We start from the raw sequence: 25,944 nt of genomic DNA, 5'->3' as shown, positions 1-25,944 counted from the left end.
TGTGAGGAGCAGCATGATGGGCGGATGACGGCGGACTTCGCGACCAGCAGCTCGCACTGGGGCATGTTCGAGGCCCGGCCGGTCGGCGACGGGGTGCAGGTCCGGCCGCATCCGGCCGATCCGGCGCCCTCGCCGCTGCTGGACAACATCGCGTCGGCACTCGACCCCACGGTCCGCATCGCGCGCCCGGCCGTTCGGGCAGGGTGGCTGGCCGACGGGCCGGGGCCGAGCGAGCGCCGCGGTCTCGACCCGTACGTCGAGGTCGAGTGGGACGAGCTGATCACGCTGCTCGCCGGCGAGCTGCGCCGCGTCTACACCGAGCGCGGCCCGAGCGGCGTCTACGGCGGCACCTACGGCTGGGCCAGCGCCGGGCGCTTCCACCACGCGCAGAGCCAGCTCAAGCGGTTCCTGAACTGCATGGGCGGGTTCGTCCGCTCGATCAACAGCTACAGCACCGGCGCGACGACGGTGATCATGCCGCACGTCGTGGGGCGGAACGTCGATGTCATGGCAGGGCTCACCGACTGGCCGGTCATCGCGAAGCACACCGAGCTGGTGGTCGCGTTCGGCGGGATCCCGCGCAAGAACGTCGCGGTCTCCCCCGGCGGGATCGCCCGGCACACCACGGCCGACCAGCTCGCGCAGGCCATCGCCGGCGGCCTCGACGTGGTCGCGGTCGGACCGCTGCGCGAGGACGCCCCGGGCGCGACGTGGCTGCCCATCCGGCCCGCGTCCGACGTCGCGCTCATGCTCGGGCTGATGCACACCCTGCTCGACGAGGACCTGCACGACCAGGCGTTCCTCGAGCGCTTCTGCGTCGGGTCGGCGCAGCTCACCGCGTACCTGACGGGCCAGGCCGACGGTGTGGCGAAGTCGGCGGAGTGGGCGGCGCAGCGCTGCGAGATCCCCGCGGCCGACATCCGCGCGCTGGCGCGCCGGATGGCCCGGAGCCGGACACTGGTGACCGTCACGTGGTCGCTGCAGCGCGCCGAGCACGGCGAGCAGGCGCCGTGGGCCGGGATCGCGCTGGCCGCGATGCTCGGCCAGATCGGGTTGCCCGGCCGCGGGTTCGGCCACGGCTACGGCTCGATGGGCGACGTCGGGACGCGCGGCGCCGGCATCCCGGTGCCGACGCTCGCGCAAGGCATGAACCCGGTGTCCGAGTTCATCCCGGTCGCGCGGGTGTCGGACATGCTGCTGCACCCCGGCGACGAGTTCGAGTACAACGGCGCGACGCTGCGCTACCCCGACATCGGGCTCGTCTACTGGGCGGGCGGCAACCCGTTCCACCACCACCAGGACCTCTACCGGCTGCGCTCGGCGCTCGCGAACGTCGACACGGTGGTCGTGCACGAGCCGTTCTGGACGGCCATGGCGAAACACGCCGACATCGTCGTGCCGGTCACGACGCCGCTGGAGCGCTCCGACATCGGCGCTGCCCGCGCCGACCGGCACCTCGTGCCGATGCACCGGGTGGTCGAGCCGCTCGGGCAGGCCCGCGACGACTACGCGGTGCTCAGCGAGCTGGCCGCCGTTCTCGGCGTCGAGAAGGAGTTCACCGAGGGCCGCACCGCGCAGGAGTGGGTCGAGCGCCTCTACACGCAATGGGCCGCGGCGACCGCGCCGCGGATCGGGCAGGACCTCCCCGACTTCGCGTCGTTCTGGTCGGGCGAGCTGCTCCCGCTCCCGGCCCGACCACAGAACCGGACGTTCCTCCAGGAGTTCCGCACCGACCCCGAGGGGCACCCGCTCGCGACCCCCAGCGGGCGCATCGAACTGTTCTCCCAGGTCATCGCCGGGTTCGGCTACGCCGACTGCCCCGGCCACCCGGTGTGGCTGGAGCCCGAGGAGTGGCTGGGCTCCCCGCTCGCCGCCACCTGGCCGCTGCATCTGATCGCCAACCAGCCGCGCGGGCGGCTGCACAGCCAGCTCGACGCCGGGGCGGAAAGCCAACGGCACAAAATCGCCGGACGCGAGGCTGTGACGATGCACACCGTCGACGCCGCGGAGCGCGGCATCGCCGAGGGCGACGTCGTGCGGATCTTCAACGACCGCGGCGCCTGCCTCGCGGGGGCCCGGGTGACCGACGGGATCCGTCGCGGGGTCGTCCAGCTGCCGACGGGAGCGTGGTTCGACCCGCAGCCCGACCAGCGGCTTTGTGCTCACGGCAACCCGAACGTACTCACCCGCGACCGCGGAACGTCCAGGCTTGCACAGGGCTGCACCGGCCAGCACACGCTGGTCCAGGTGGCGCGGCATGAGGGTGAAGCCCCTCCGGTCGGGGCCCTCGGGCCTCCCCCGTTCGTGTCGCCACCAGCCTGACGGCCCGCTCCATACCGGCCGAAAGTCGCAGCGGATCGTCCGAAAGTTCGTTTCCGGGCGCCGGTCCTGAGGGTTTCCTGAAGATCTGTTGGGCGCCTTCAGGCTGCCCTCAGGCAACCTGGGTTTGGCTTCCAGGGTTGCGGTTCGGGGTCGGCATGGGGGATCGGCCGGAGGTGGAACCGCCGCGGATGCCGTGCGATGAAGAGGTGCAGAGGGGGTGGACGTGACTGAGAACGAGGTTTCGGACGAGCTGGTCGTTCGGGCGCTGGGGGGCGACCGGGAGGCCGTGGGGCGGCTGCTGACGATCATCCGGCCGCTCGTCGTCCGGTACTGCCGTGCCAGGCTCGGCCGGTCCGCAAGCATCGTCGCCGTCGACGACATCGCGCAGGAGGTGTGCCTCGCGGTGTGGCGTGCCCTGCCGAAGTACCGCTCGCAGGGCCGCCCGTTCCTCGCGTTCGTCCACGGCATCGCGGCGCACAAGGTCGGCGACGCGCACCGGTCGTTCGCCCGCAACCGGGCCGACGCCGTCGCCGACATCCCCGACTCGACCGACGTCGCGGAGGGCCCCGCGCAGCACGCGCTGCGCGGCGAGGAGTCGGAGCTGCTGGGGAAGCTGCTCGACACGCTCCCCTCGCGCCAGCGCGAGGTCCTGCTGCTGCGGGTGGTCGTCGGGCTCTCGGCGGAGGAGACGGCCGAGGCTGTCGGCTCGACGGCCGGCGCCGTGCGGGTCACGCAGCACCGCGCGCTCACCGCGCTGCGCAAGATCACGAACAAGCCGTCGGAGCAGGTCGCGTAACGAACTTCCCCACCGTTTTGTGCATCTGCGCGCTCTGCGGGCGCGCAAGTGCACAAAACGGTGGGGAGATTCGGGTCAGTGGGGGCGCCGCGGTTCGCCCCAGCCCAGTGCGAGCACCAGCCGGGCGCGGGTGGCGGGGTCGTCGAGGCTCTCCCCGAACAGCTCGTGCAGCTTCGCGAGGCGGTAGCGGACGGTCTGCGGGTGCACGTGCAGCTGCGCCGCGACGGCCCGGCGGTCGCCCATGTGCCACAGCCACGAGACGAGGGTCTCGCTCAGCCGCTCCCGCGACCCCGCCGACGTCCCGGCGAGCGGCCGGAGCACCTCCCGGCGCAGCGTGTCGAGCAGCCACGCGTCGCGGTGCACGATGATCGCGTCGAGGTGCTCGTCGGCGACGAGCGGGTCGCCCGCGATCACGCCGTCGTGCTGCAGCCGGGCGGCCGTCTCCGCGATGCGCATGCTGGCGGGCAGCCGGTCGGGTGAGACGGGCAGCCCGATCACAGCCGGGACGCCGTTCAGCGCCGCGACGACCTGCTGCCGGCGCCCGGGCCGCGACGGCCACGGCATGATCGCCCCGAGCAGCGGCGACCGGTTGAACACCAGGTGCGTCGAGGGCAGCCGGGCCAGCACCTGCAGCGCGGACGGGTGCTCCGGATCCACCAGCACGACGGCGACCTCGTCGGGCACCGGCCACTCCGCGCGCTCGGCCGCGGCGGCGACGGCGGCGTGGTCGGCCCGATCGGAGAGCAGCAGCCCGACCAGCTCCTCGCGCAGCCGCTCGCGCGTCGCGGCCGCCTCCGACTGCTCGAGCACGAACCCGCGCGCCGACGAGGAGGACAAGGTGTCGACGAACGCGAAGACGGCCTCGGCCAGCGCCGCGATCGTCCGCGGCGGCACCCCGGCCTCGACGGCGACCGTCGAGACGTGGTGCCAGAACACCCGCGCGCCCGCCTGGTAGGCCGAGAGCAGCGCGGTGAGCTCCTTGCCGTGGCGCCATTGCATCCGCCCGATCTGCTCGAACAGCTCGTGCTCCGCCTCGCTGACGTCGCCCGTGATGTCGCCGTCCTCGCCGGCCAGCAGCACGAGCCGCTTCAGCACGGGTTCCACGGCGAGGCTCACCTGCAGCCGGTTCTCGGTGAGGAACCACGCGTAGTCGGGCCAGTTCACGTCCAGGGCGGCACATACGTCGTCGAGCAGATCCGGGAGCCGTTCGGCAAGAACGGTGACCAGAGCGTGCAGGGACGGTTCCGGAGCGTCCACACGAGTTTCCTACGCCTACCGGGCGACGAATGGCACCCGAGTTGTACGGAATTGACAACTCTCACTCCACAGAACTAACCGCAGATGCGCAGAGATCCACTGCGCAACAGGAGCAGCATCGGTTGCATGGGTGCTGGGGGGGCCACCGGGGAGGTCCGGCTGCGCGGCGCGGAACGTTCGGAGAACTTCCCGGTCGCGATGCGCGTGCTCCCCGCCCGGTATCGCACGCGCCTGCGCGCGATCTACGACGTCGTGCGGGTGATCGACGACATCGGCGACGAGGGCGACCTGGCACCAGCCGACCGGATCGCGGCGTTGGAGGCGTTCGACGCCGACCTCGCGCTCGCGTGGGACGGCGGCCGGCCGGAGTCGACCGTGGGCCGCGCGCTCGTCCCGGTGCTCGCCGGCTGCCCGCTGCCGCACCCCGCGTTCGAGCGGCTGGTCGCGGCGAACCTGCAGGATCAGCAGGTCACGGCGTACCCCACGTGGGACGAGCTGCTCGGCTACTGCGCGCTGTCCGCCGAACCGATCGGCCGGCTCGTGCTCGCGACGTTCGAGGTGCCCGACTCCCCCGCTGTGCTGCGCGAGAGCGACCTCGTCTGTGCCGCCTTGCAGCTGCTGGAGCACTGGCAGGACGTCGCCGAGGACCGGGCGCGCGGGCGCGTCTACCTGCCTGCGGACGACCTCGCCGACTTCGGCGTCAGCGACTCCGACCTGACCTCGCCGGTGACGTCGCCCGCGCTGCGCAGGCTCGTCCTGCACGAGACCGACCGCGCCGTCGCAATGCTCGACGCGGGCGCCGCCGTGGTGGGCCGGCTGCGCGGCTGGGCGCGGGTTGCCGTCGCCGGCTACGTCGCCGGTGGTCGTGCGGCCGCCGACGCATTGCGCCGCTGCGGCGGCGACGTCATGGCCGGCAGCCCGCCGGCGCTGCGCCGCGACGTCGCCCGCCACGCGGCCGAACAACTGGCGCGAGAACTGATCAGGCGATCGCCCGGGAGGCGCCGATGACCCAGGCCAGCACCCCGCTCGGGGAGGCCTACGCCACGTGCGAGGCCATCACCCGGCGGGAGGCCCGCAACTTCTACTACGGGATCCGGCTGCTGCCGAAGGAGAAGCGCGCGGCGCTCTGCGCCGTGTACGCGCTGGCGCGCCGGATCGACGACATCGGCGACGGGACACTGCAGGCGCACGACGAGAAGCTGGCCGCGCTCGAACGGGTGCGGGAGTCGCTGCGCCGCCCCGCCGACCCGTCCGATCCGGTGCTGGTCGGGGTGGCTGACGCGGCCGCCCGATTTCCCATCCCGCTCGACGCGTTCGACGAGCTGGTCGACGGCGTCGCGGCCGACGTCCGCATGGACGCCCGCACCGAACTGCCGATCGCGCCGTTCTACGGGACGTTCGACGATCTGGTCGGGTACTGCCGGTGCGTCGCCGGTTCGGTGGGCCGGCTGTGCCTCGGGATCTTCGGCGCGCGCCCCCACCCCGACGCCGCGCATTTCGCCGACGCGCTCGGGATCGCGCTGCAGCAGACGAACATCCTGCGCGACATCCGCGAGGACCTGCAGAACGGCCGCATCTACCTGCCTGCGCAGGACCTCGAACGGTTCGGCGTGGAGCTGGCGCTCGACGAGCACGACGTGCTGATCGACAAGCGCGGTGGCCTCGCCGAGCTGATCGCGTACAGCGCCGAACGCGCCCGCACGTGGTACGCGGACGGGCTGCGACTGATCCCGCTGCTCGACCGCCGCAGCGCCGCGTGCGCCACCGCGATGGCCGGGATCTACCGCAAGCTGCTCGACGACATCGCCGCCGATCCGCCGTCGGTGTACCACCAGCGCCGCTCCCTCACGGGCTGGCAGAAGGCCGCGGTCGCCACCCGCGCGCTCACCGGGACGGGAGCCACCCGCTGATGAGCCTGCGGGTCGGGGTGGTCGGCGGCGGGCTCGCCGGGATCGCGGCCGCGTTGCGCTGCGCCGATGCCGGGCATGCCGTCACGCTGGTGGAGGGACGGCCGCGGCTGGGCGGGCTGGCGTCGTCGTTCCGACGCGCCTACGACGGCGGCGAGCTGGACGTCGACACCGGCCAGCACGTGTTCCTGCGCTGCTGCACCGAGTACATCGCGTTCCTCGAGCGCATCGGCGCCGGCGACCGGGTGCGACTGCAGGACCGGCTCGACATCCCCGTGCACTCCCCCGGCGCCCGCCCTGCCCGGCTGCGCCGATCCGACCTCCCGGCACCGTTGCACCTGGCCGCGGCCCTGCTGCGCTACCGGGCGCTCCCGCTGGCCGCCCGCCTGCGGCTCCCGCTGGCGGCGCTCGCGCTGCGCGGCGTCGACCCAGCCACGGCCGACGGCAGCAGCTTCGGCGTCTGGCTCGCCGCGCACCGCCAGTCGCGGCCGGCCGTCGACGCGCTGTGGGACCTCGTCGGCATCGCCACGCTCAACGCCCGCGCGCAGGACGCATCCCTCGCGCTGGCGGCGACGGTGTTCCAGCTCGGGCTGCTCACCGACACCCGGGCGGGCGACATCGGCTGGGCCCGCGTCCCGCTCGGCGACGTGCACGGCGACGCCGCGCTGCTGGCGCTGCGGAACGCGGGGGTGGACGTCCGCACGAACACGAAGGCGACCGGGATCGACACGACCGCAACCGGGTGGCGGCTCGCCACGGACCAGCGGGGCATGGAGGCGACGATCGTGCTGGACCGGCTGGTCAGCGCCGTGCCACCGGCCGCTGCCGACCGGCTGCTCCCGCAGGACGCGCTCGACCTCCCGACCGGCTGGGCGCGGCGGCTGGGCAGCGCGCCGATCGTGAACGTGCACGTCGTCTACGACCGGCCGGTGCTCGACACGCCGTTCGCGGCCGGGGTGGGCACGCCGGTGCAGTGGGTCTTCGACCGCACAGCGGCGTCCGGTCTGCATCGGGTGTTCCCCGCGCCCGCGCAGTACCTTGCGGTGTCGCTCTCCGCGGCCGACGACGTGATCGGCATGCAGGCCGCGGAGCTGCGCGAACGGATCGTCCCCGCGCTCGCCGCGCTGCTGCCTGCGGCCCGCGACGCCCGCGTGCTCGACACGTTCGTCACCCGCGAACCGCACGCCACGTTCCGCGCCGCACCCGGCTCGGCGGCGCTGCGACCACCGTCCCGCACCCGGCTGCCCGGTCTCGCCGTCGCGGGCGCGTGGACCGCAACCGGGTGGCCGGCAACCATGGAGGGCGCTGTACGCAGCGGGAACGCCGCCGCCGACGCCGTGCTCTCCGATCGTGAACCGATCGCGGAGGAGGCAGCAGCATGACCACGCTCACCCGGCCGGCACCACCGGACACGGCGCCGGGCATATTGCGCCGCACCCGCGAGCTCGTCACCCCAGCGCTGCAGGCTGCCGTCGCCCGCCTCGACGGCGACACCCGCATCCAGGCCCGCTACCACCTCGGCTGGACCGAGCTGGACGGGTCGCCGGGCGCAGGCGGTGAGAAGGGTGGGGGCAAGGCGGTGCGGCCCGCGCTGGCGCTGCTCTCGGCGAGCGCCGCGGGCGCGCCGGCCACCGTCGGCCTGCCCGGCGCGGTCGCCGTCGAGCTGGTGCACAACTTCTCCCTCCTGCACGACGACCTGATGGACGGCGACACCGAACGCCGCCACCGGCGCACCGTGTGGGCGCACTGGGGTGCGCCGGCCGCGATCCTCTCCGGCGACGCACTGCTCGCGCTGGCCGTCGAGGTGCTGCTCGACGTGCCCTCCCCCGAAGCCGCGGAGGCCGCCCGGCTGATCACCGTGACGACCCGCGACCTGATCCGGGGCCAGGCCCTGGACATCGCCTTCGAGCAGCGCGCCGACGTCGGGGTCGAGGAGTGCCTGGTGATGGCGGCGGGCAAGACGGGCGCGCTGCTGGCCGCGAGTGCCGAGATCGGCGCCGTGCTCGCCGGCGGCGGCCGGGAGCTGACCGCGGCGCTGCGGGCGTTCGGCGCCGAGGTCGGTGCGGCGTTCCAGCTGGTCGACGACCTGCTCGGGATCTGGGGCGATCCGTCCGTCACCGGCAAGCCGGTGCTCTCCGACCTCCGGTCGCGCAAGAAGTCGCTGCCCGTCACGTACGCGCTGCACCACGGTGGGTCGACGGGCCGGGAGCTGGCCGCGTGGCTCGCGAGTCCCGGGCCGGACGGGGAGGCCGAGCTGCGGCGCGCCGCAGCGCTCGTCGAGCAGGGCGGCGGGCGCGACTGGGCGGCCGCCGAGGCGCGACGCCGCATGGCGCTGGCCGAGAAGGCACTGGCCGGCGTCGAGGTGCCGGCGAACGTCCGCACCGAGCTCGTGGCGCTCGGCCGGTACCTCACCGAACGGGAGTTCTGAATGACCCTCACCGCTCCGGAAACCGGCACCCGCCGGTCGACGCCCGAGGTGCTGGAGGCCGCCGTCGCGCACCTGCGCGCCCAGCAGCACGAGCAGGGCTGGTGGAAGGGCGAGCTGGAGACGAACGTGACGATGGACGCCGAGGACCTGCTGCTGCGGGAGTTCCTCGGCATCCGCACCGAGCAGGAGACGCAGGAGGCCGCCCGCTGGATCCGCTCGCAGCAGCGCGAGGACGGCACGTGGGCGAACTTCCACGGCGGGCCGGCCGACCTCTCCACCACCGTGGAGGCGTGGGTGGCGCTGCGACTGGCCGGCGACGACCCCGGCGCCGAGCACATGCGCCGCGCCACCCGGTACGTCCTCGCCTGGGGCGGCATCGAGCGGACCAGGGTGTTCACCCGGATCTGGCTGGCGCTGTTCGGGCTGTGGTCGTGGGACGACCTGCCGGACATGCCACCGGAGTTGATCTTCCTGCCGCACTGGTTCCCGCTGAACATCTACGACTGGGCGTGCTGGGCCCGCCAGACCGTCGTGCCGCTCACCGTCGTGGCGACGCTGCGCCCGGCCAGACCGCTGCCGTTCGGGGTGGACGAGCTGCGCGGCAACCCGCCCGCCCGGCCGAAGGCGCCGCTGCTGAGCTGGGCGGGCGCGTTCCAGCGGCTCGACGCCGTGCTGCACCGCTACTCGCGCACGCCGATCCGGCCGCTGCGCCGCCTCGCGATGCGCCGGGCCGCGGAGTGGATCATCGCGCGACAGGAGGCCGACGGGTCGTGGGGCGGCATCCAGCCGCCGTGGGTGTACTCGCTGATGGCGCTGCACCTGCTCGGCTATCCGCTCGACCACCCCGCGATGCGCGCCGGCATCCGCGGCCTCGACGGGTTCCTCGTCCACGAGGACACCCCCGACGGGCGGGTGCGCAGGCTGGAGGCCTGCCAGTCGCCGGTGTGGGACACCTGCCTGGCCGTCACCGCACTGCTCGACGCCGGGGTGGCGGCGGACGACCCCGACGTGGTCCGGGCCGCCGGGTGGATGCTCGACGAGGAGATCACGACGACGGGCGACTGGGCGGTGCGGCGGCCCGACCTCGCGCCGGGCGGGTGGGCGTTCGAGTTCGAGAACGACGGCTACCCCGACACCGACGACACCGCGGAGGTGGTGCTCGCACTGCGCCGCGTCGAGCACCCGGATCCGGACCGGATGCGGGCCGCCGTCGAGCGCGGGATCGCGTGGAGCACCGGGATGCAGTCGCTCGACGGCGGCTGGGGCGCCTTCGACGCCGACAACACCCGGGAGCTGATCACCAAGCTGCCGTTCTGCGACTTCGGCGCCGTGATCGACCCGCCGTCGGCCGACGTCACCGCGCACATGGTCGAGATGCTCGCCGCCGAGGGCCGGGCCGACTCGCAGGCCTGCCGGCGCGGTGTCCGGTGGCTGCTGGCGGCGCAGGAGCGGGACGGGTCGTGGTTCGGCCGGTGGGGCGCCAACCACGTCTACGGCACGGGCGGGGTGGTGCCCGCGCTGGTTGCGGCGGGTGTCCCGGCGGCGGCGCCGGCGATCCGCGCCGCCGTCGACTGGCTGGAGCGCCACCAGAACCCGGACGGCGGCTGGGGCGAGGACCTGCGCTCCTACGCCGACCCGGCCTGGATCGGCCGGGGCGCGTCGACCGCGTCGCAGACGGCGTGGGCGCTGCTGGCGCTGCTCGCCGCCGGGGAGCGGTCGGACGCGGTGGAGCGCGGGGTGGCGTGGCTGGGGCGAACCCAGCAGGAGGACGGCTCCTGGGACGAGCCGCTCTACACCGGCACCGGCTTCCCCGGCGCGTTCTACATCAACTACCACCTGTACCGGATGGTCTTCCCGATCTCCGCGCTCGGCCGATACGTCCACGGGCACCCAGAAGGAACTGGCGCAGCATGAACCGGCGCAGGGTGAACCGGCCGGTGCTGTGCACCCCGCTCGGGGTGGAGCGCGCCGCCCTCCGCGGCGTGTCCCGGGGAAGCCGCGCCGTGGTCCCGGGAGGGCAGGAAAGCCACTTTCCGGCCCTCACAGGGCAGGAAAGTGGCTTTCCTGCCCTCACCCGGCCGGCGCCGGGGGGCGGGGCGGGGCGCGAGGCCAGGGACGGGGCGGGCGGCGAGGTCGACGTTGTGCGGACGGGGTTCGGGCCCGCGTGGTCGGCCGCAGCCGCCGCCCGGCTCGGCGCCGGCGGGCCGCGGGCCGTGCTCGTCGCCGGCGTCGGTGGCGCGTTGGTGCCGGGGATCGAGCCGGGGGATCTGGTCGTCGCCTCGGAGGTGCGCGCGGTCGGGCAGCCGCCGGTGCCCGTGCCGACCGCGGATGCGCTGGCGGCCGCACTGCGGCGGCTGGGGCTGACGGTGCACGTCGGGCCGCTGGTCTGCATGCCGATCACGGTCGACGGAGCCTGGCGCGCGGCGCTCGCCGCGACCGGTGCGATCGCGGTGGACATGGAGTCGGCGTGGCTCGCGCCCGCCGCGGCCGGCGGGCCGTTCGCCGTGGTCAGGGCCGTGGTGGACACCCCGTCCGCGCCGTTGTTGCGGCCGGGGACCGCCGTGCGGGGCGCCCGCGCGCTGCGCAGCCTGCGCCGAGCAGCGCCCGCGTTGCGCACCTGGCTCGCCGCGTCCGGTCCGCGGCACGTCCGCCTCGCCGAGCCCCGCGCGTTCTGCGCGGGCGTCGAGCGGGCCATCAACACCGTCGACCGCGCGCTGGAGCGCTTCGGCGCGCCCGTCTACGTGCGCCGCCAGATCGTGCACAACACCCACGTGGTGCGGGAGCTGGAGCGCCGTGGCGCGGTCTTCGTCCAGGAGCTCGACGAGGTGCCGCCGGGTTCCCGGGTCGTGCTCGCCGCGCACGGGGTCGCGCCCGCGGTCCGGGAGCAGGCCCGCGACCGCGACCTCGCGGTGGTCGACGCGACGTGCCCGCTGGTCGCGAAGGTGCACTCCGAGGTCCGCCGGCACACCGCCCGCGGGGCGACCGTGCTGCTCATCGGGCACGCCGACCACGAGGAGGTGCAGGGCACCGTCGGCGAGGCACCCGGCGAGGTGGTTGTCGTCGAGGACGCCGCCGCTGCGGCCGCGGTGCGCCCGGGAGACCCGAGCCGCGTCGCCTACGCGATGCAGACGACGCTCGCCGTCGACGAGGCGCAGGAGATCGCGGGCGTGCTGCGCGAGCGGTTTCCCGCGATCACCGGGCCGCGCAGCGACGACATCTGCTACGCCACCACCAACCGGCAGCGCGCGGTCACGGCCGTCGCGCGCGAGAGCGAGCTCGTGCTGGTCGTCGGCTCGCCGAACTCGTCCAACTCGCTGCGGCTGGCAGAGGTCGCCATCCGCTGCGGGGCCCGCGCGCACCTCGTCGAGGACGCCGGCGAGATCGAGCTGGGCTGGCTGGTCGGCGCCTCCCGCATCGGGATCAGCGCCGGCGCGTCCGCGCCCGGTCACCTCGTCGACGACGTGGTGGCGTTCCTCTCCGCACTCGGGCCGGTGACCGTCGAGACGATCACCACCGGCACCGAGGACGTCGTTTTCACCCTTCCCAAGGAAGTGAGCTGACCATGGCGATGCCGCTGCGCCAGTCGATCCGACTCGCGGCCTACCTTGCCAAGCAGAAGTTCAACAAGGTGGAGAAGTTCCCGCTGCTCGTCGAGCTGGAGCCGCTGTTCGCCTGCAACCTCAAGTGCGCGGGCTGCGGCAAGATCGCGCAACCCGCGCACCTGCTCAAGCAGCGGATGCCGGTGGAGCAGGCGGTTGCCGCGATCGAGGAGAGCGGCGCGCCGATGGTGTCGATCGCCGGCGGCGAGCCGCTGATGCACAAGGAGATCGACGAGATCGTGCGGCAGCTGCTGGACCGCGGCAAGATCGTCTTCCTGTGCACGAACGCGGTGCTGCTGCCCAAGCACCTGCACCGCTTCGCACCGCACCGCAACTTCGCCTGGATGGTGCACATCGACGGCCTGCGGGCCCGGCACGACGCCTCCGTCGCCAAGGAAGGGGTGTTCGACCAGGCCGTCGACGCGATCCGGCTGGCCAAGGCGCAGGGCTTCCGGGTCAACACCAACACCACGTTCTTCGACACCGACACCCCGCAGGACGTGATCGACGTCCTCGACTACCTCAACGACGAGCTCGGCATCGACAACATGCAGATCTCGCCCGCCTACGCCTACGAGCGAGCGCCCGACCAGGAGCACTGGCTCGGCGTCGAGCAGACCCGCGAGCTGTTCCGCAAGGCGTTCAGCGGCGGCCGCCGCCGGAGGTGGCGGCTCAACCATTCGCCGGTCTTCCTCGACTTCCTGGAGGGGAAGCTCGATCTCGCCTGCACCGCGTGGGCGATCCCGTCGTACTCGTTGCTGGGCTGGCAGCGGCCCTGCTACCTGCTCGACGACGGGTACGTCTCGACGTACAAGGAGCTGATCGAGGAGACCGACTGGGACGCGTTCGGGCGGGGCAAGGACGAGCGGTGCGCGAACTGCATGGCGCACTGCGGCTACGAGCCGTCGGCGGTGTTCGCGACGGTCGGGTCGCTGCGCCAGACGATCAGAGCAGCCGTCGGCTCCTGATCCGGCAGAAACCCCGCACGAAGCGCCGGACAAACCGGATGCCCATGCCGTTATCTCCGCGTTATCGGGGTCAGTACACTTCCTCCACCCTGACTCCCCCAGGAGAGGTACCCCGACCGCATGGACCACCGGAGCACGATCCACCTTCCGCCCATCGGATCGTTGCTCCGGCACGCGGTTCGTCCGCTGTGCGAGTCGACATTGGCCCCCCTTCTGGTGTTCTGGGTGGTGTTCACGTACGTCGGCTTCGACGCCGGGCTCTACGCCGCGCTGGGCTGGCAGGCGCTGGCGATCCTGCGGCGGGTGGTGATGCGCGAGCACGTGCCCGCGATCCTGGTGATCAGCATCCTGCTGCTGCTCGCGCGGACGCTCGTGGGCCTCTTCACGGGCAGCGCGTTCCTGTACTTCCTGCAGCCGACCGTGCAGAACTTCGTGTTCGCGCTCGCACTGCTGGCCACGCTCGGGCTCAAGCGCCCGCTGCTGGCCAAGCTCGCCGACGACTTCTGCGCCTTCCCGCCCGCCCTCACCGGGCACCCGGGTGTGGAGGCGTTCTTCCGGCGGGTGTCGCTCCTGTGGGCGGCGGTGTTCACGATCAACGGCGCCGTCACGATCGTCGTGCTGGCCACCCAGACCGTCGGCGACTACCTGATGGTGTCGACGGCCGGCTCGTACTCGGTGGTCGCGCTGGGCATCGGGACGTCGCTGTGGTGGTTCCGCCGCGCGCTCGCCGGCCACGGCATCCGGCTGCGCATCGGGGCGCCCGCACCTGCTTGAGCCCTGCTCTTGGCGCTGCCCTGAGCACTGGTTCTGATCGCCAGCTCGGCCAGCTCCGCGTCGAGGTCGGCCCGGCCGAACTCGGCCGCCCGCTCGGCGAGCGCCACCAGCTCCTCCGGGTGCTCCGCCAGCCGCCGCACGGTGGCCGTCACGTCGCTCGCGGTGTCGCAGACCGCGGCGAGACCCGCGGCCGCCGTCAGCTCGGCGCCCGCCTTCCCGTGCCCGGGGATGGGCGCCGCGAACAGCACCGGCCGCCCCACGGCGAGCGCCTCCGTCGCGAGCATCCCGCCCGCCGTGGTCACGACGACGTCGGCCGCCGTGATCTCCTCGGCGACCCGCTCTGTCCAGCCCCGCACGGTGAGCCGCCCGGCCGGCAGACCCCGCCCGAGCAGCCGCCCGCGCAGCCGCTCGTTGCGCCCGCACAGCACGACGACCTGCACCCCGGCACCGCCGGCGAGCACGGCGTCGACCCGCTCCTCCAGCCCGCCGAACCCGAGCGAGCCGCCGGTCACGAGCACGACGAACGCGTCGGCGCGCAGGCCGAGGTCGGCGCGGGCCGCGGCCTGGTCGCCCGGCCGGAAGCGGCGATCGACCGCACCGGGCGCGACCCGCACGTCCGCGTCGGGGGCGAGGGCGAGGGCCTGGCGCTGCGACTGCGGCAGCAAGGTCCAGGTCTCGTCCAGCTCGGGCCACAGCCAGAACGGGTGCACGGCGGCATCGGTGACGACGGCGACGGCGCGGCCGGGCAGGTGCCCGTGGCGGCGCAGCCACGCCAGCCCGCCCGACGTCATCGGGTAGGTGGAGACGACGAGGTCGGGCTGCGCGTAATCGAGCAGCGGCTGCAGCGATCGGCCGAGGCTGCCCGCCGACAGCTCCTTGAACACCGCCGCGACCCGCGGGTGCTCGGCGAGCGTGTCGTAGGCGAACCCGTAGAGGCCGGGCGCGAAGCGCATCGTCGCGGCGTAGGAGACGCGCAGCAGCGGGTCGCGCCAGCCACCACCGACACCGGTGGTCTCGACCTCGACGACCTGCGCGTCGGGCCACAGCGCGCGCATCCGCCCGGCGAGCGCCCGCGCGGCGGCGACGTGGCCCTCGCCGACCGGCGCGGAGAGCACGAGCACACGACGTATCGCGGTGCCGGATTCGTCCACTTCTCCCACGCTAGCCCCGCTCATCGATCACTGCTGGGTGATGGAGGAGTGACGTGAGCAGCACCGTGTCCGTTGCACGGGGCATGACCCCGGCCGACAGTGCCCAACCCCACTGCGCGCGACCGCGGCGGATCGTGCTGGTCAGCGGCAGCATCGGGGCCGGGCACCACGCCGCGGCGCGGGCCGTGGAGGAGCGGGCGCGGGCGGTATGGCCCGGCATCGAGGTACGGCAGGTCGAGACGCTCGCCGGGATGGGCCGCGGCACCGGTCCGGTGTTCCGCGCGATCTACGCGGGTTGCGTGCGGTACCTGCCGTGGCTGTACGAGCTGTACTTCTGGCTGCTGTGGCACGTCCTGCCGTTCCGCGCCGGCACGCGCGCGGTGATCGGGGCGTGGAGCGCGCGTGGGCTCGCCCCCGCGTTGGCCCCCATGCTCGACAGCGCCGACCTGGTCGTCGCGACGTTCCCGGAAGGGATCACCGGGCTGGCGTGGCTGCGCCGCCGCGGCCGGTTGCCGGCGACGACGGTCGCGCTCGTCGCGGATCCCGCGCCGCACCCGCTCTGGGCCGATCCGGCGCTCGACATGCACCTCGTCTCGACGCCGGAGGGGGCTCGGCTGCTGGCGAAGGCCGCGCCGGGCGCCGCGGTGCGGGTGGCTGCGCTGCCCGTCGTCGAGGCGTTCCGGCCACCCGGGCGTACGGCGGCGCGCGGCGAGCTGCTGGTCTACGTCTCGTGCGGCTCGCTCGCGTTCGGCGACGTCGCCGCGGTCTGCGCCGCCGTGCTCGACGCCGGCGCGACCGTGCTGGTCAGCTGCGGGCGCGTCCCTGCGCTGCTGCGCAGGCTCGAGCGGCTCGCCGCGACGCACCCGCGCGGCACGGCGCTGGACGTGCGCGACTGGGTGGCCGACCCGGCCGTCGTGACCCGGGAGTGCGACGTCGTCGTGACCAACGCGGGCGGCGCCACCGCGCTGGAGGCGCTCGCCTGCGCCCGGCCGCTGCTGCTCGTCGCGCCGATCCCCGGGCACGGGCGGGCCAACGCCGAGGTGCTCGCCGCCGCCGGGCTGGCCCGGATCTGCCCGCGTCCGGCCGACCTGACCGGTGCCGTCGGCGCGCTGCACGACCCAGCCGAGCGGGAGCGGGTCACCCGCGAACTCACCGCTCGGCTGGAGGCCGGCGATCTCGCATCCGACGTGCGGGAGCTCGCTGCGCTCCCCCGGCGGGCCGCAACGGAACGGGTGCGCGCGCAGGACGCGCTGTTCCTGCACGCCGAGACCCCGCAGGTGCCGCAGCAGGTCGGCGCGCGGATCGTCATCGACGACCCGGACGGCCGCGACGACTGGCCCGCCCACCTCGCCGCGCTGGTGCGCGAGCGGGGCCCCGGCATCCCGCTGCTGCGCAGGCGGCTCGCGCCCGCCCGGTTCGGCCGCCCGCTGCGGTGGGTCGAGGCCGACCCGGAGCCCGCGCGGCACGTCCGGCCCGATGTCGTCGCGATCGGTCCGTCGCTGAGCTGGGACGAGGCCGTCACGCAGTTCTTCTCCCGCCAGGCGGACCCGGCGCGGACGGGGTGGGAGCTGCAGGTCGCGCAGGACCGCGCCGCCGGCCGGGTGGCCGTGCTGGCGAAGGTGCACCACACCCTCGGCGACGGGCTCGCCGTCACCGACGCGCTGATCCGGCTGCTCACCGACGGGTCCCCGCAGCCGGCGTCGTCGTCCCCTGTCACCACGGTCGGCCGGCGGTGGTGGCCCGTCGTCCGCGGGATCACGAGCCTCGCGCTGGCCGGACCGGCCGGCCGGTCCCCCCTGACCGGAGCCGGGTCGGGTCCGCACGAGCACATCAGCGTCGCGCTCGACGGTGCCGCGGTGCGGGCGGCGGCGCGCGCACACGGCGTCGGCACGACCGTCTTGCTGCTGGCGGTCGTCGCCGACACCTTGCACGGCCTGCTCGCCGAGCGCGGGACCGCACGGGTCCGGGCGATGGTCCCGATGACCACCCGCACGCGGGCCGGGGTCGGCAGCCGCGCGAACGGCAACCGGACGGCCGCGATCTCGATCGACCTGCCGACCGGCCCGATGCCCGCCGCCGAGCGGGTCGCGCACGTTGCGGCGGCGCTGGACGCCGGCGCGGCGGGCGGGCAACCCGAAGGCGCGGCGGCCGTGCTGAGCGTGCTCGGGACGCTGCCCGGCCCGGTGCAGCGCGTGCTGGTCCGCCGCATTTACGGGCGGCGGTTCTTCCACATGATCGCCTCGGTGATGCCGGGCTCCCGCCGCGCGCTGCACGTCAGGGGCGGGCTGATCCGCGAGGCCTACCCGGTGCTGCCGCTCGCCGACGGAGTCGGGCTCGCTGTCGGGGCGCTGCAGTGGGGCACGACGATCGGCATCGGCGTCACCGTCGACCCGGCGCTGGTACCCGAACGTGCGGGAATTGTCGATCGACTTGGAGCGTCGTTGAACTGTATGCATACCGTGAAGCCGGAGCAGTCGGGGTAGGACGGGAGGCAGGGGGCCATGGACGCGGCTACGGCGATGACGATCGCGGTACCCGCCGCTGTGCTCGGCGCAGCAGGTTTCGGGCTGGCCAGCGCCGCCCAGCAGCGTGCGACGAAGGAGGTCGAGGTCGCACCGACGCTGAGCCCTCGGCTGCTCGTGCAGCTCACCGGCCGCCCGCTGTGGTTGCTCGGGGTGCTCGCCACGATCGTCGCGCTGGTGATGCAGCTGGTCGCGCTCGCGTTCGGGCCCGTCGCCGTCGTGCAGCCGCTGCTCGTCACCGGGGTCGCGTTCGCCGCCGGCTTCACCGCGCTGCTGGCCCGCCGTCGCCCCGACCCGCTGATCCTGCTGGGCGCGCTGGTCTGCGCAGCGGGGCTCTCGGCGTTCCTGCTGCTCGCCCGGCCCGTCGCCGATCCCGGCGAGACGCGGATCGACCTGATCGGCGGCGGGTCCGGTCTGCCGCTCGCGATCGCGCTCACCGTGCTGGTGGCGCTCTGCCTCGGGTACGCCGCCGCGGTGCGGCACCCGTCGCGTGTGCTCGCGCTGGCCCTCGCGACGGGCATCATCTACGGCGTGACGGCCGGGTTGATGAAGGTCGTCACCGGGCAGCTGCACGTCGGGTGGGACGAGCCGTTCAAGCACCCCGTGCTGTACGTGGTCTGCATCATCGGCCCGATCGGCTTCCTGCTCAGCCAGAACACGTTCCAGCAGGGCCGGCTGGTCTCGCCCGCCGTTGCGGTCATCACCAGCGTCGACCCGGTGATCGCCGTGCTCATCGGTGTCGGCTGGCTGGGTGAGCGGCTCGACAACTCCCCTGCCCTGCTCGCGGGCCAGTGCCTCGCGGCGCTCGTCGTGATCGGCGGGGTCGCGCTGATCACCGCGCGCGGGAGCAGGCTGCTGCACGAGATCGACGCCGGCCACCCCGGCGAGCACCCCGGCGAGCACAGCCGGGTCGTTCCCGGTTGATGCGCGCGCTCGTCACGGGGGCGTCGTCGGGGATCGGGGCCGCGCTCGCGGCCGCGTTGGCCGCGGACGGCCACCCGCTGCTGCTGACCGGGCGCGACGCCGCCCGGCTCGCGGCGGTCGGCGAGCGCACCGGCGGCCGCACGCTGGTGGCCGACCTGCGCGACGCTGCCGGCGTCGAGGCCGTGACCGCGGCGGCGGACGGCTGGGCGCAGCTGCTCGTGCACTCCGCCGGCATCGGCGCGGCCGGCCCGCTGGAGGCGACGGCCGCGGCGACCGTCGAGGAGCTGGTCGCCGTCAACCTGACGGCCCCCCTGCAGCTCACGCGCGCGCTGCTGCCGACGCTCGTGGCCGGCGGCGGGCACGTCGTGTTCATCGCGTCGATCGCGGCGCTCGGCGTTGCGCACGAGGCCGCGTACTCCGCGACGAAGGCGGGGCTGCGCGGGTTCGCCGACGCGTTGCGCGTCGAGACCGGGATCGGCGTGACGACCGTGCTGCCCGGGATCGTCGCGACGCCGTTCCACGACGGACGTGCGCACCCGTACGCAGGGCGGTTCCCGCGGCCCGTCACGGCTGAGCGGGTGGCCGCGGCGACGCTCGCCGCCGTGCGGAAGCGGCGGGCGGAGGTGTTCGTGCCGCGGTGGCTCGGGGTCGCCGCCCGGGTGCACGGTGTGGCGCCGGCGCTGTACACCGCACTCTCACCCCGACCGCGTGATTGAGTAATCGATTTCTCGCTGGCATCCTTGCCCTCGTGGCAACGATCAGCGACGTCGCAGCGCGCGCTGGCGTGTCCACGGCAACGGTCTCGCGGGCGCTCAACGGCAAGTCGACGGTCGCGCCGGAGCTGGTGGCCCGCGTCGCCGCGGCGGCGAAGGCACTGGGTTACCAGCCGCACGGGCCGGCCCGGAACCTGCGCCGGCAGGAGACGGCCGTCCTGGCCTTGATCATCTCCGATGTCGAGAACCCGTTCTTCACCGCGCTCGCCCGCGGTGTCGAGGACGTCGCGCACGCCGACGGCTACTCGGTGGTGCTGTGCAACTCGGACGAGGACGCGGAGAAGGAACGTCGCTACCTCGCCGTCGCGCTGCAGGAGCGGGTCGCGGGGGTGATCATCTCCCCCAGCGGCGGCACGACCGGCATCGACGTGCTCGCCGGGCACGGAATCCCGGTCGTCGCGGTCGACCGGCCACTGCCGGCGGGCACGGGCGACGCCGTGCTGGTCGACTCGGTGCTGGTCGACTCGCGCAAGGCCGCGTTCTCCGCGACCGAGCACATGATGAAGGAAGGCTACGAGCGGATCGCGTGCATCTCCGGGCCCACGGGGGTGCGCACGGCCGACGACCGGGTCATCGGCTACCAGGACGCCGTCCACCGAGGGCTGGAGCTGGTGCGGCGCACCGAGTACCGGGCGGGCGGTGCGCACGCCGCGACCATCGAGCTGTTCGCGCAGCCGGGACGCCCCGATGCCGTGCTGGTCGCGAACAGCGCGATGGCCATCGGCGTGCTCGACGCGCTGCGCGAGCTGGGTCTGCGCCCGGGCCGCGACGTCGGGGTCGTGGCGTTCGACGACGCCGCGTGGGCCGGGCTCGTCGACCCGCCGCTCTCCGTGGTGGCGCAGCCGGCGAGCGAGATGGGTCAGGCCGCCGCGCGCCTGCTGCTGGCCCGCATCGCCGACCCCCACCGCCCCCCGACCTGCACCACCCTCGCCGCCCACCTCATCCCCCGCGCCAGCTCCACCCGCTGACGAACACGCGAGTCGGGGCGCACACGTGCGCGAGTCGGGCCCACCGCGTGCGCGAGTCGGGGGCGCCCGGTCAGTCGCTGTAGTTCTTCCCGATGGGCCGGCCGGTGATCGGCCTCGCGATGAGCCCGACCGGGATGAAGTAGCAGATCTGCCCGATCGCCATGACGAGCGTCCACATCGCTTCGACGTCGTAGTGGGCGCTCGCCTTCGCAAACAGCTCGTCGGGCACCCGCTCGCCGGTCGGGTTCGCGGTCAGCACGGCCTCGACCAGCTCCAGCGCGACGCGTTCGGCGTCGGTGAAGTAGGGGGCGTCACGCCAGGCCGCCACGGCCGCGATGCAGTCCTCGGTCGCCCCCGCTTTGCGCAGGAGGCCGGTCTTGTGAACGGTGTGGTAGCTGCTGCCGACGATCTGCCCGGCGCGCAGCTGCACCATCGCGACGGTCGCCCGCGGGATCTTGTCGTTGCGGAGCGACTTGGCCATCGCCGTGGAGATCGCTATCAGTTCGGAGTCGAACTGCTCCGGCTTGGGCAGGCGGGACTGCTGTTCGGTGTGCTCCGCTGTCGTCGACATGGCGGTTTGCCCTTCTCGTGGTGTGCGTCGGACGGTCTTGCCGGTCTGACGACACCAGCACCGGGAGTGTGAGGTGACGCACGTCACCTCACACTCGGGCGTCCTCTCCCGTCTAACTGGAGAGTGCGACCGAAGGAGCCCTCGTGACGACCCAGTCCGATGCAGTGCACGATCAGCCAGATCCGGCCCTGCACGATCCGGCCCTGCACGATCCGGCCCTGCACGATCCGGCACTGCTCGCGATCATGGGCGCGCATGGCCAGCTGCTCAACCTCGCCTACCGGCTCCTCGGCTCCCTGGCCGAGGCCGAGGACGTCGTGCAGGAGACGTCCGCCCGCTGGTACGCCTTGTCGCCGCAGGACCGGGCCGCCATCGAGTCCCCGGCGGCCTGGATGACCCGGGTCGCAGGCCGCATCTGCCTCGATCTGCTCGGCTCGGCGCGGGCCCGCCGGGTGAGCTACGTGGGCGAATGGGTTCCCGAGCCGCTGCCCGAACGGGCCGAGTGGAACGGTCGGCCGGGGTTCGGCAGCTTCGCCGATCCGGCCGACCGGATCACCCTCGACGAGTCGGTCACCATGGCCTTCCTCGTGGTGCTCGAAACGATGACCCCGGCCGAACGTGTCGCCTTCGTCCTGCACGACGTCTTCCGGTATTCGTTCACCGAGGTGGCGGAGATCGTCGGCCGCACCCCGGCGGCATGTCGCCGGCTCGCGTCCGTGGCCCGTCGCCGCATCTCGTCCGCGCGGGCTTCCACGGCCCCGACGGCCCGGCAGGCCCGCGTCGTCAAGGCGTTCAAGCGAGCCTGGGAGGTCAAGGACATCGAGGCCCTCATCGGCCTGCTCGACCCCGACGTCAGGGGGATCGCCGATGGTGGCGGTGTCGTGAACGCCGTCCCGCGGCCGCTCGTGGGCGCCGAGCGGATCGTGCGGTACCTGATGGGGTTCGCCCGGAGGATGCCGGATCCGACGCTGCTGGAGCGAACGGTCAACGGCCGGCCGGGCCTGGTCGCCCTGCAGGACGGCGTCGCCGTGACGGTGGTGGCGTTCGACGTCGTGGACGACCGGATCACACGCATCTGGGCCGTGCGCAACCCGGAGAAGCTGCGGCCCTGGAAGGCCGCGGGCAGCAGTCGGGCCCACCCCGACTCGCACACCGGATGGGCCCGACTCGCGTAGTTCCTCAGCTCGGGTTGGCCTTGGCGTACTCGGCCGTCGCGTTCTCGGGCGTGATCAGCTTCGTCTGCAGGGTCTGGGTCTTCTGCACCTGCCCGCAGTCGACGAGCAGCGCCTTCGCGGCGTCGACGGCCTCCTTGCCGCCCGTCGGGTAGACGAAGGTGGCGGAGAGCCGGCCCGCCTCGACGGCCTTCATGCCACCGGACGGGATGGGCAGGCCGTCGATGCCGATGAACTTGAGCTTCTGGTCGAGGCCCGCCGCCTTCGCGGCGAGGTAGGCACCTTCGGCCATCGGGTCGTTGTGCGCGTAGATCGCCTGGATGTCGGGGTGCGCCTTGAGCAGGGCGTCGGCCTGCTGCTGGCCCTTCTCCCGCAGCCAGTCGCCGTCGGCCTGGGCCACGACCTCGATGTTCTTGCCCTTGATGGCCTCGGCGAACCCGGCCGCGCGCTCCTGCGCGGGCGTGGAGCCGGCGAGCCCGCGGATCTCGGCGATCTTGCCTCCGCCCGGCAGCACCTTCTCCACCATGAACTTGCCGGCCTGCCGCCCGATCTCGGTGTTGTCGGCGCCGATGAAGGTCGTGTACGAGTCGCCGTCGACCTTCCGGTCGAGCACGACGACGGGGATGCCGCGGTCGAACGCCTTCTTCACCACGGCGGTGAGCGGCGTGGCCTCGTTCGGGCTGATGATCAGCAGGTCGATCTGCTGGGTCAGGAAGTTCTCGACGTCGGCGACCTGCTTGGCGTTGTCCTGCTGCGCGTCGGCGAACTGCACCTGGAACTGCGGGACGGCCTTCGCAGCGGCCCGGATGTCGTCGTCCATGCGCTGGCGGTACGGCTCGGCGACGTTGGCCTGGCTCATCCCGATCACGTACGAGCCACCGGCGCCCTCGCACGCCGAGCCGCTCGGCGTCGGCGGAGCCTGTCCCGAGTTCTCGCTGGTGGTGCCGCACGCGACGGCGAACACCGCGCATGCTGCGACGGCCAGTCCGGCCCTGAACCTCGACACCTTGCGCATCGACATGACTCCTTCGTCAGTTTCGCCTGCACTTCAGTTCGCCGGTGGATCCGGTCAGCTCGGGCGCAGCCGCTGGAGACCGGCGGCGGCGACGATCACCAGACCCTTGATCAGCAGCTGCACGTTCGGGTCGACGTTGTTGAGCGCGAGGATGTTGTTGAGCACGCCGAGCAGCAGCGCGCCGGCGACCGTCCCGACGACGGATCCGCGCCCGCCCGACAGCGCGGTGCCGCCCACCACGACGGCGGCGATCGCATCGAGCTCGTAGCCGCTGCCGTCGTTCGGGCTGCCCTGGTTGAGCTGGCCGGCGTGGATGATCCCGGCGAGCGCCGCGAGCAGGCCGCAGATGCCGAAGACGATCACCTTGACCCGCACCACCGGCACCCCGGACAGCCGCGCGGCCTTCTCGTTGCCGCCGATCGCATAGACGTGCCGGGCGAACGCGCTCACCCGCAGGAACACGATGGCCAGCACCGCGACCACGATGAAGATCACCGCGGGGATCGGGACGAGCCCGTTGAACGTCCGCTCGCCGAGCAGCGAGAACGTCACCGGGGCCTCGCCGGGCCCTTCGCCGTAGGCGATCGCCACACCCTGCCCGCCGGAGACGATCCGCGCGAGCCCACGGGCGATCTGCAGCCCGGCGAGCGTCACGATGAACGCCTGGATGCCCAGCAGCGCCGACGCGATCCCTTGCAGCAGGCCGAACACCAGCCCGGCCAGCAGGACGAGCAGCACGGCGGGCAGCACGCCGTAGTCGTTCTCCACCAGCAGCACGGCCGAGCCGACCGCGGCGAGCCCGAGCACCGCGCCGACGGAGAGGTCGATGCCGCCGATGAGGATCACGAACGTCATCCCGACGGCGATGATCCCGATCTCGGACACCGCACGGACGACGTTGAACAGGTTCTCGCTGGAGAGGAACAGCAGCTCCCCGCCGCGCGAGGGCGAGAACACGATCGCCGCGATGAACACCGCGACCAGCCCGAACAGGCTCTGGAACCGGAAGAGCGTCTCCGCGACACCGGCCGAGCGGGCCGGCGCGGCCGCCTCCGGCGTGAGCTGGTCGGTCACTTGTCCCCCCGCACTGCAACGTCCACGAGCTCACCGTTCTCCGCCTCGACGGCCTGCGCCGCGATGCCTGCCCCCATCGACGCCGCGAGCAGGTCGGCCTCGCTCACGGCGTGCGTGTCGAGCTCGCGCACCACCCGTCCCGCGCGCAGCACCACCACGCGGTCGCAGACTCCGACGAGCTCCGCCAGCTCCGACGAGGCCAGCAGCACGCCGATGCCTTCGGCCGCGGCTTTCCCGAGCAGCTGGTAGATCTCGCTCTTCGCCCCGATGTCGACGCCGCGCGTCGGCTCGTCGAGCAGCAGCAGCCGCGGCTCGGAGAGCAGTGCCCTGCCGAACACCACCTTCTGCTGGTTGCCCCCGGACAGGGTGCCGACGAGGTCGCGGATCGACCCCAGCTTGATCGCCAGCTCGCGCACGATCCGGCGGACGGCCCCCGTCTCGCGGGAGCGGCGGACCACCCCGAGCAACGCCAGCCGCTCGACGATCGACAGCACCGCGTTGGCGTGCACCGAGTGGTCGACGGCGAGCCCGGCGACACGGCGGTCCTCGGGGACGAACGCCATCCCCAACCGCAGCGCCTGGCGCGGGCTGCGTGGCCGCACGCGCTGCCCGTCGAGGAGGATCTCGCCGCGCCACTGGCGCGATCCGGCGCCGAACAGCGTCTCGAGCAGCTCCGTGCGTCCCGAGCCGAGCAGCCCGCCCAGCCCGACGACCTCGCCCCGCCGGACCGTGAGCGACACGCCGTCCGGTTCGCGCCGGCCGGGCCGCGCGCGACGCACCGCCAGATCGACGACCCGCAACACCTCGTCGCCGGCCTCGGCCGAGCGGTTGCGGAAGAGCGTCTGCACCGATCGCCCGACCATCGCCTCCGCCGCCTGCGCCGCGGTCATGGCGCGCGGGTCGAACTCGGCGACCACGGCACCGTTGCGCAGGACGGTCGCGCGGTCGGCGATGCGCCCGATCTCCTCCATGCGGTGGGAGATGTAGACGATCCCGGTGCCGGCCCGGCGCAGCTCCGCGATCACGGTGAACATCTGCTCGACCTCGACCGGCGAGAGCGCCGAGGTCGGCTCGTCCATGATCAGGACGCGAGCCTCGAGCGAGAGCGCCTTGGCGATGACGACGAGCTGCTGCTCCCCCGTGCGCAGCTCGCCGACCGGACGGCGCGGGTCGAGCGCGATGCCGGTGCGCCGCAGCAGCTCGCGGGTCTCGCGGTGGGCGCGGCGGCGGTCGACGGTGCCGAGCCGGGTGCGGGGCTCGCGGCCGAGGAAGATGTTGTCGGCGACCGAGAGGCCGGGGACGAGATCGAGCTCCTGGTGGATCATCGCGATCCCGGCCCGCTGCGCGTCGACCGGTGAGCTGAACCGCACCGGCCGGCCGTCGAGCGAGACCGTGCCGGTGTCGGCCGCGACGTCGCCGGAGAGGATGCGCATGAGCGTCGACTTGCCGGCGCCGTTCTCGCCGAGCAAAGCGTGCACCTCACCCGCGCGGACGGTGAACGTCACGTCCGAGCAGGCCTGCACACCCCCGTAGGCCTTGCCGATGCCGAGCATCTCGACGAGCAGCCCGCCACCGTCGTCCATGCCGTCCCTCGCCGGTGCCGGAACATCTGAGAAATCGATTACTTGACGCTAGGGGCGTTCCGTTAGCAGTGTCAAGCGTCACGTCGTCCCGACCGGAGAGTTCAGTGATCTGGGTCACAGAATGCGGTGACGCCCCAACC

The 25,944-nt window shown here is 73.5% G+C and carries 20 protein-coding genes and 1 pseudogene; 15 read left to right on the top strand and 6 right to left on the bottom strand.

Annotated elements, in window-relative coordinates; all coding sequences use genetic code 11:
* The first annotated feature begins 24 nt into the window (after positions 1-24).
* Both LL648_RS19310 and shbA read left to right on the top strand, forming a co-directional pair.
* Positions 25-2,322, top strand: coding sequence for a molybdopterin-dependent oxidoreductase (locus LL648_RS19310; RefSeq protein ID WP_232664003.1), 2,298 nt, complete (start codon positions 25-27; stop codon positions 2,320-2,322).
* A gap of 223 nt (positions 2,323-2,545) precedes the next feature.
* Positions 2,546-3,118 (top strand): RNA polymerase sigma factor ShbA, encoded by a 573-nt coding sequence (gene shbA, locus LL648_RS19305; RefSeq protein ID WP_232664002.1) that lies wholly within the window; start codon positions 2,546-2,548, stop codon positions 3,116-3,118.
* Positions 3,119-3,193: 75 nt separating this feature from the next.
* On the opposite strand, the gene LL648_RS19300 is transcribed toward shbA, so the two are convergent.
* The gene (locus tag LL648_RS19300) at positions 3,194-4,375 is read right to left on the bottom strand and encodes a PucR family transcriptional regulator (RefSeq protein WP_232664001.1); all 1,182 of its coding nucleotides are present in this window, start codon (positions 4,373-4,375) and stop codon (positions 3,194-3,196) included.
* 126 nt (positions 4,376-4,501) lie between these two features.
* Between LL648_RS19300 and hpnC the strand changes: the two genes are divergently transcribed.
* The 8 genes from hpnC to LL648_RS19260 all read left to right on the top strand — a co-directional run bounded on the left by hpnC (position 4,502) and on the right by LL648_RS19260 (position 14,051).
* Positions 4,502-5,383 carry a squalene synthase HpnC gene (gene hpnC, locus LL648_RS19295; protein ID WP_232664000.1) on the top strand — a complete coding sequence of 294 codons (882 nt, stop codon included), beginning with the start codon at positions 4,502-4,504 and terminating at the stop codon, positions 5,381-5,383.
* Positions 5,380-6,285, top strand: coding sequence for a squalene/phytoene synthase family protein (locus LL648_RS19290; RefSeq protein WP_232663999.1), 906 nt, complete (start codon positions 5,380-5,382; stop codon positions 6,283-6,285). The genes hpnC and LL648_RS19290 overlap by 4 nt, the downstream gene beginning before the upstream one ends.
* Positions 6,285-7,664 (top strand): hydroxysqualene dehydroxylase HpnE, encoded by a 1,380-nt coding sequence (gene hpnE, locus LL648_RS19285; protein WP_232663998.1) that lies wholly within the window; start codon positions 6,285-6,287, stop codon positions 7,662-7,664. Before LL648_RS19290 ends, hpnE begins: the two co-directional genes overlap by 1 nt.
* Positions 7,661-8,710, top strand: coding sequence for a polyprenyl synthetase family protein (locus tag LL648_RS19280; protein ID WP_232663997.1), 1,050 nt, complete (start codon positions 7,661-7,663; stop codon positions 8,708-8,710). Before hpnE ends, LL648_RS19280 begins: the two co-directional genes overlap by 4 nt.
* Positions 8,711-10,624 (top strand): squalene--hopene cyclase, encoded by a 1,914-nt coding sequence (shc, locus tag LL648_RS19275; protein WP_232663996.1) that lies wholly within the window; start codon positions 8,711-8,713, stop codon positions 10,622-10,624. It abuts the gene before it with no gap.
* Positions 10,621-12,270, top strand: a complete 1,650-nt coding sequence (gene ispH, locus LL648_RS19270; protein ID WP_232663995.1) for a 4-hydroxy-3-methylbut-2-enyl diphosphate reductase — start codon at positions 10,621-10,623, stop codon at positions 12,268-12,270. Before shc ends, ispH begins: the two co-directional genes overlap by 4 nt.
* 2 nt (positions 12,271-12,272) lie before the next feature.
* Positions 12,273-13,277, top strand: a complete 1,005-nt coding sequence (hpnH, locus tag LL648_RS19265) for an adenosyl-hopene transferase HpnH (protein WP_232663994.1) — start codon at positions 12,273-12,275, stop codon at positions 13,275-13,277.
* A gap of 120 nt (positions 13,278-13,397) precedes the next feature.
* Complete coding sequence (locus tag LL648_RS19260; protein ID WP_232663993.1) at positions 13,398-14,051, top strand: VC0807 family protein; 654 nt, start codon at positions 13,398-13,400, stop codon at positions 14,049-14,051.
* 77 nt (positions 14,052-14,128) lie between these two features.
* Here LL648_RS19260 and LL648_RS19255 read toward each other — a convergent pair.
* Positions 14,129-15,226 (bottom strand): annotated as a pseudogene (locus tag LL648_RS19255) (MGDG synthase family glycosyltransferase); the annotation flags it as partial.
* Positions 15,227-15,255: 29 nt separating this feature from the next.
* Between LL648_RS19255 and LL648_RS19250 the strand changes: the two are divergent.
* Genes LL648_RS19250 through LL648_RS19235 form a run of 4 tightly spaced genes read left to right on the top strand, consistent with a single transcriptional unit; the run spans position 15,256 to position 20,389 of the window.
* Positions 15,256-17,685 carry a wax ester/triacylglycerol synthase domain-containing protein gene (locus LL648_RS19250; RefSeq protein ID WP_232663992.1) on the top strand — a complete coding sequence of 810 codons (2,430 nt, stop codon included), beginning with the start codon at positions 15,256-15,258 and terminating at the stop codon, positions 17,683-17,685.
* Positions 17,686-17,703: 18 nt separating this feature from the next.
* Positions 17,704-18,648 carry a DMT family transporter gene (locus tag LL648_RS19245; RefSeq protein WP_232663991.1) on the top strand — a complete coding sequence of 315 codons (945 nt, stop codon included), beginning with the start codon at positions 17,704-17,706 and terminating at the stop codon, positions 18,646-18,648.
* A complete protein-coding gene (locus tag LL648_RS19240) occupies positions 18,648-19,364 on the top strand; it encodes an SDR family NAD(P)-dependent oxidoreductase (protein WP_232663990.1) in 717 nt (238 codons plus the stop codon). The genes LL648_RS19245 and LL648_RS19240 overlap by 1 nt, the downstream gene beginning before the upstream one ends.
* Positions 19,365-19,396: 32 nt before the next feature.
* Positions 19,397-20,389: a LacI family DNA-binding transcriptional regulator gene (locus LL648_RS19235; RefSeq protein WP_232663989.1), complete on the top strand. Its 993-nt coding sequence runs from the start codon at positions 19,397-19,399 to the stop codon at positions 20,387-20,389.
* 70 nt (positions 20,390-20,459) lie between these two features.
* Here LL648_RS19235 and LL648_RS19230 read toward each other — a convergent pair whose 3' ends face one another.
* Complete coding sequence (locus tag LL648_RS19230; RefSeq protein ID WP_232663988.1) at positions 20,460-20,960, bottom strand: carboxymuconolactone decarboxylase family protein; 501 nt, start codon at positions 20,958-20,960, stop codon at positions 20,460-20,462.
* Between the two features lie 245 nt (positions 20,961-21,205).
* On the opposite strand from LL648_RS19230, the gene sigJ reads away from it, so the two are divergent.
* Positions 21,206-22,135 carry an RNA polymerase sigma factor SigJ gene (gene sigJ, locus LL648_RS19225; protein WP_232664097.1) on the top strand — a complete coding sequence of 310 codons (930 nt, stop codon included), beginning with the start codon at positions 21,206-21,208 and terminating at the stop codon, positions 22,133-22,135.
* A gap of 4 nt (positions 22,136-22,139) precedes the next feature.
* Here the strand turns inward: sigJ and LL648_RS19220 are convergent, their stop codons facing one another.
* From LL648_RS19220 to LL648_RS19210, 3 genes are read right to left on the bottom strand one after another with little or no spacing between them, the layout of a single operon-like run.
* Positions 22,140-23,147, bottom strand: a complete 1,008-nt coding sequence (locus LL648_RS19220) for a substrate-binding domain-containing protein (protein WP_232664096.1) — start codon at positions 23,145-23,147, stop codon at positions 22,140-22,142.
* A gap of 54 nt (positions 23,148-23,201) precedes the next feature.
* Positions 23,202-24,221 (bottom strand): ABC transporter permease, encoded by a 1,020-nt coding sequence (locus LL648_RS19215; RefSeq protein WP_232663987.1) that lies wholly within the window; start codon positions 24,219-24,221, stop codon positions 23,202-23,204.
* A complete protein-coding gene (locus LL648_RS19210) occupies positions 24,218-25,804 on the bottom strand; it encodes a sugar ABC transporter ATP-binding protein (RefSeq protein WP_232663986.1) in 1,587 nt (528 codons plus the stop codon). Before LL648_RS19210 ends, LL648_RS19215 begins: the two co-directional genes overlap by 4 nt.
* Positions 25,805-25,944 lie beyond the last annotated feature (140 nt).

Origin of the sequence: Pseudonocardia sp. TRM90224 (assembly GCF_021245725.1) — a bacterium.
In the GTDB taxonomy this organism is placed as follows: domain Bacteria; phylum Actinomycetota; class Actinomycetes; order Mycobacteriales; family Pseudonocardiaceae; genus Pseudonocardia.
Note: the sequence above shows the minus strand (reverse complement) of the source record. Positions and strands in the feature narration are given on the sequence as shown.

What these genes read in the sequence shown, in the direction of transcription:
- LL648_RS19310 (WP_232664003.1), top strand. Translation starts at nt 25, where the DNA reads ATGACGGCGGACTTCGCGACCAGCAGCTCGCACTGGGGCATGTTCGAG.
- hpnC (WP_232664000.1), top strand. Translation starts at nt 4,502, where the DNA reads ATGGGTGCTGGGGGGGCCACCGGGGAGGTCCGGCTGCGCGGCGCGGAA.
- LL648_RS19290 (WP_232663999.1), top strand. Translation starts at nt 5,380, where the DNA reads ATGACCCAGGCCAGCACCCCGCTCGGGGAGGCCTACGCCACGTGCGAG.
- hpnE (WP_232663998.1), top strand. Translation starts at nt 6,285, where the DNA reads ATGAGCCTGCGGGTCGGGGTGGTCGGCGGCGGGCTCGCCGGGATCGCG.
- LL648_RS19280 (WP_232663997.1), top strand. Translation starts at nt 7,661, where the DNA reads ATGACCACGCTCACCCGGCCGGCACCACCGGACACGGCGCCGGGCATA.
- shc (WP_232663996.1), top strand. Translation starts at nt 8,711, where the DNA reads ATGACCCTCACCGCTCCGGAAACCGGCACCCGCCGGTCGACGCCCGAG.
- ispH (WP_232663995.1), top strand. Translation starts at nt 10,621, where the DNA reads ATGAACCGGCGCAGGGTGAACCGGCCGGTGCTGTGCACCCCGCTCGGG.
- hpnH (WP_232663994.1), top strand. Translation starts at nt 12,273, where the DNA reads ATGGCGATGCCGCTGCGCCAGTCGATCCGACTCGCGGCCTACCTTGCC.
- LL648_RS19260 (WP_232663993.1), top strand. Translation starts at nt 13,398, where the DNA reads ATGGACCACCGGAGCACGATCCACCTTCCGCCCATCGGATCGTTGCTC.
- LL648_RS19245 (WP_232663991.1), top strand. Translation starts at nt 17,704, where the DNA reads ATGGACGCGGCTACGGCGATGACGATCGCGGTACCCGCCGCTGTGCTC.
- LL648_RS19240 (WP_232663990.1), top strand. Translation starts at nt 18,648, where the DNA reads ATGCGCGCGCTCGTCACGGGGGCGTCGTCGGGGATCGGGGCCGCGCTC.
- LL648_RS19230 (WP_232663988.1), bottom strand. Translation starts at nt 20,960, where the DNA reads ATGTCGACGACAGCGGAGCACACCGAACAGCAGTCCCGCCTGCCCAAG.
- sigJ (WP_232664097.1), top strand. Translation starts at nt 21,206, where the DNA reads ATGGGCGCGCATGGCCAGCTGCTCAACCTCGCCTACCGGCTCCTCGGC.
- LL648_RS19220 (WP_232664096.1), bottom strand. Translation starts at nt 23,147, where the DNA reads ATGCGCAAGGTGTCGAGGTTCAGGGCCGGACTGGCCGTCGCAGCATGC.
- LL648_RS19210 (WP_232663986.1), bottom strand. Translation starts at nt 25,804, where the DNA reads ATGGACGACGGTGGCGGGCTGCTCGTCGAGATGCTCGGCATCGGCAAG.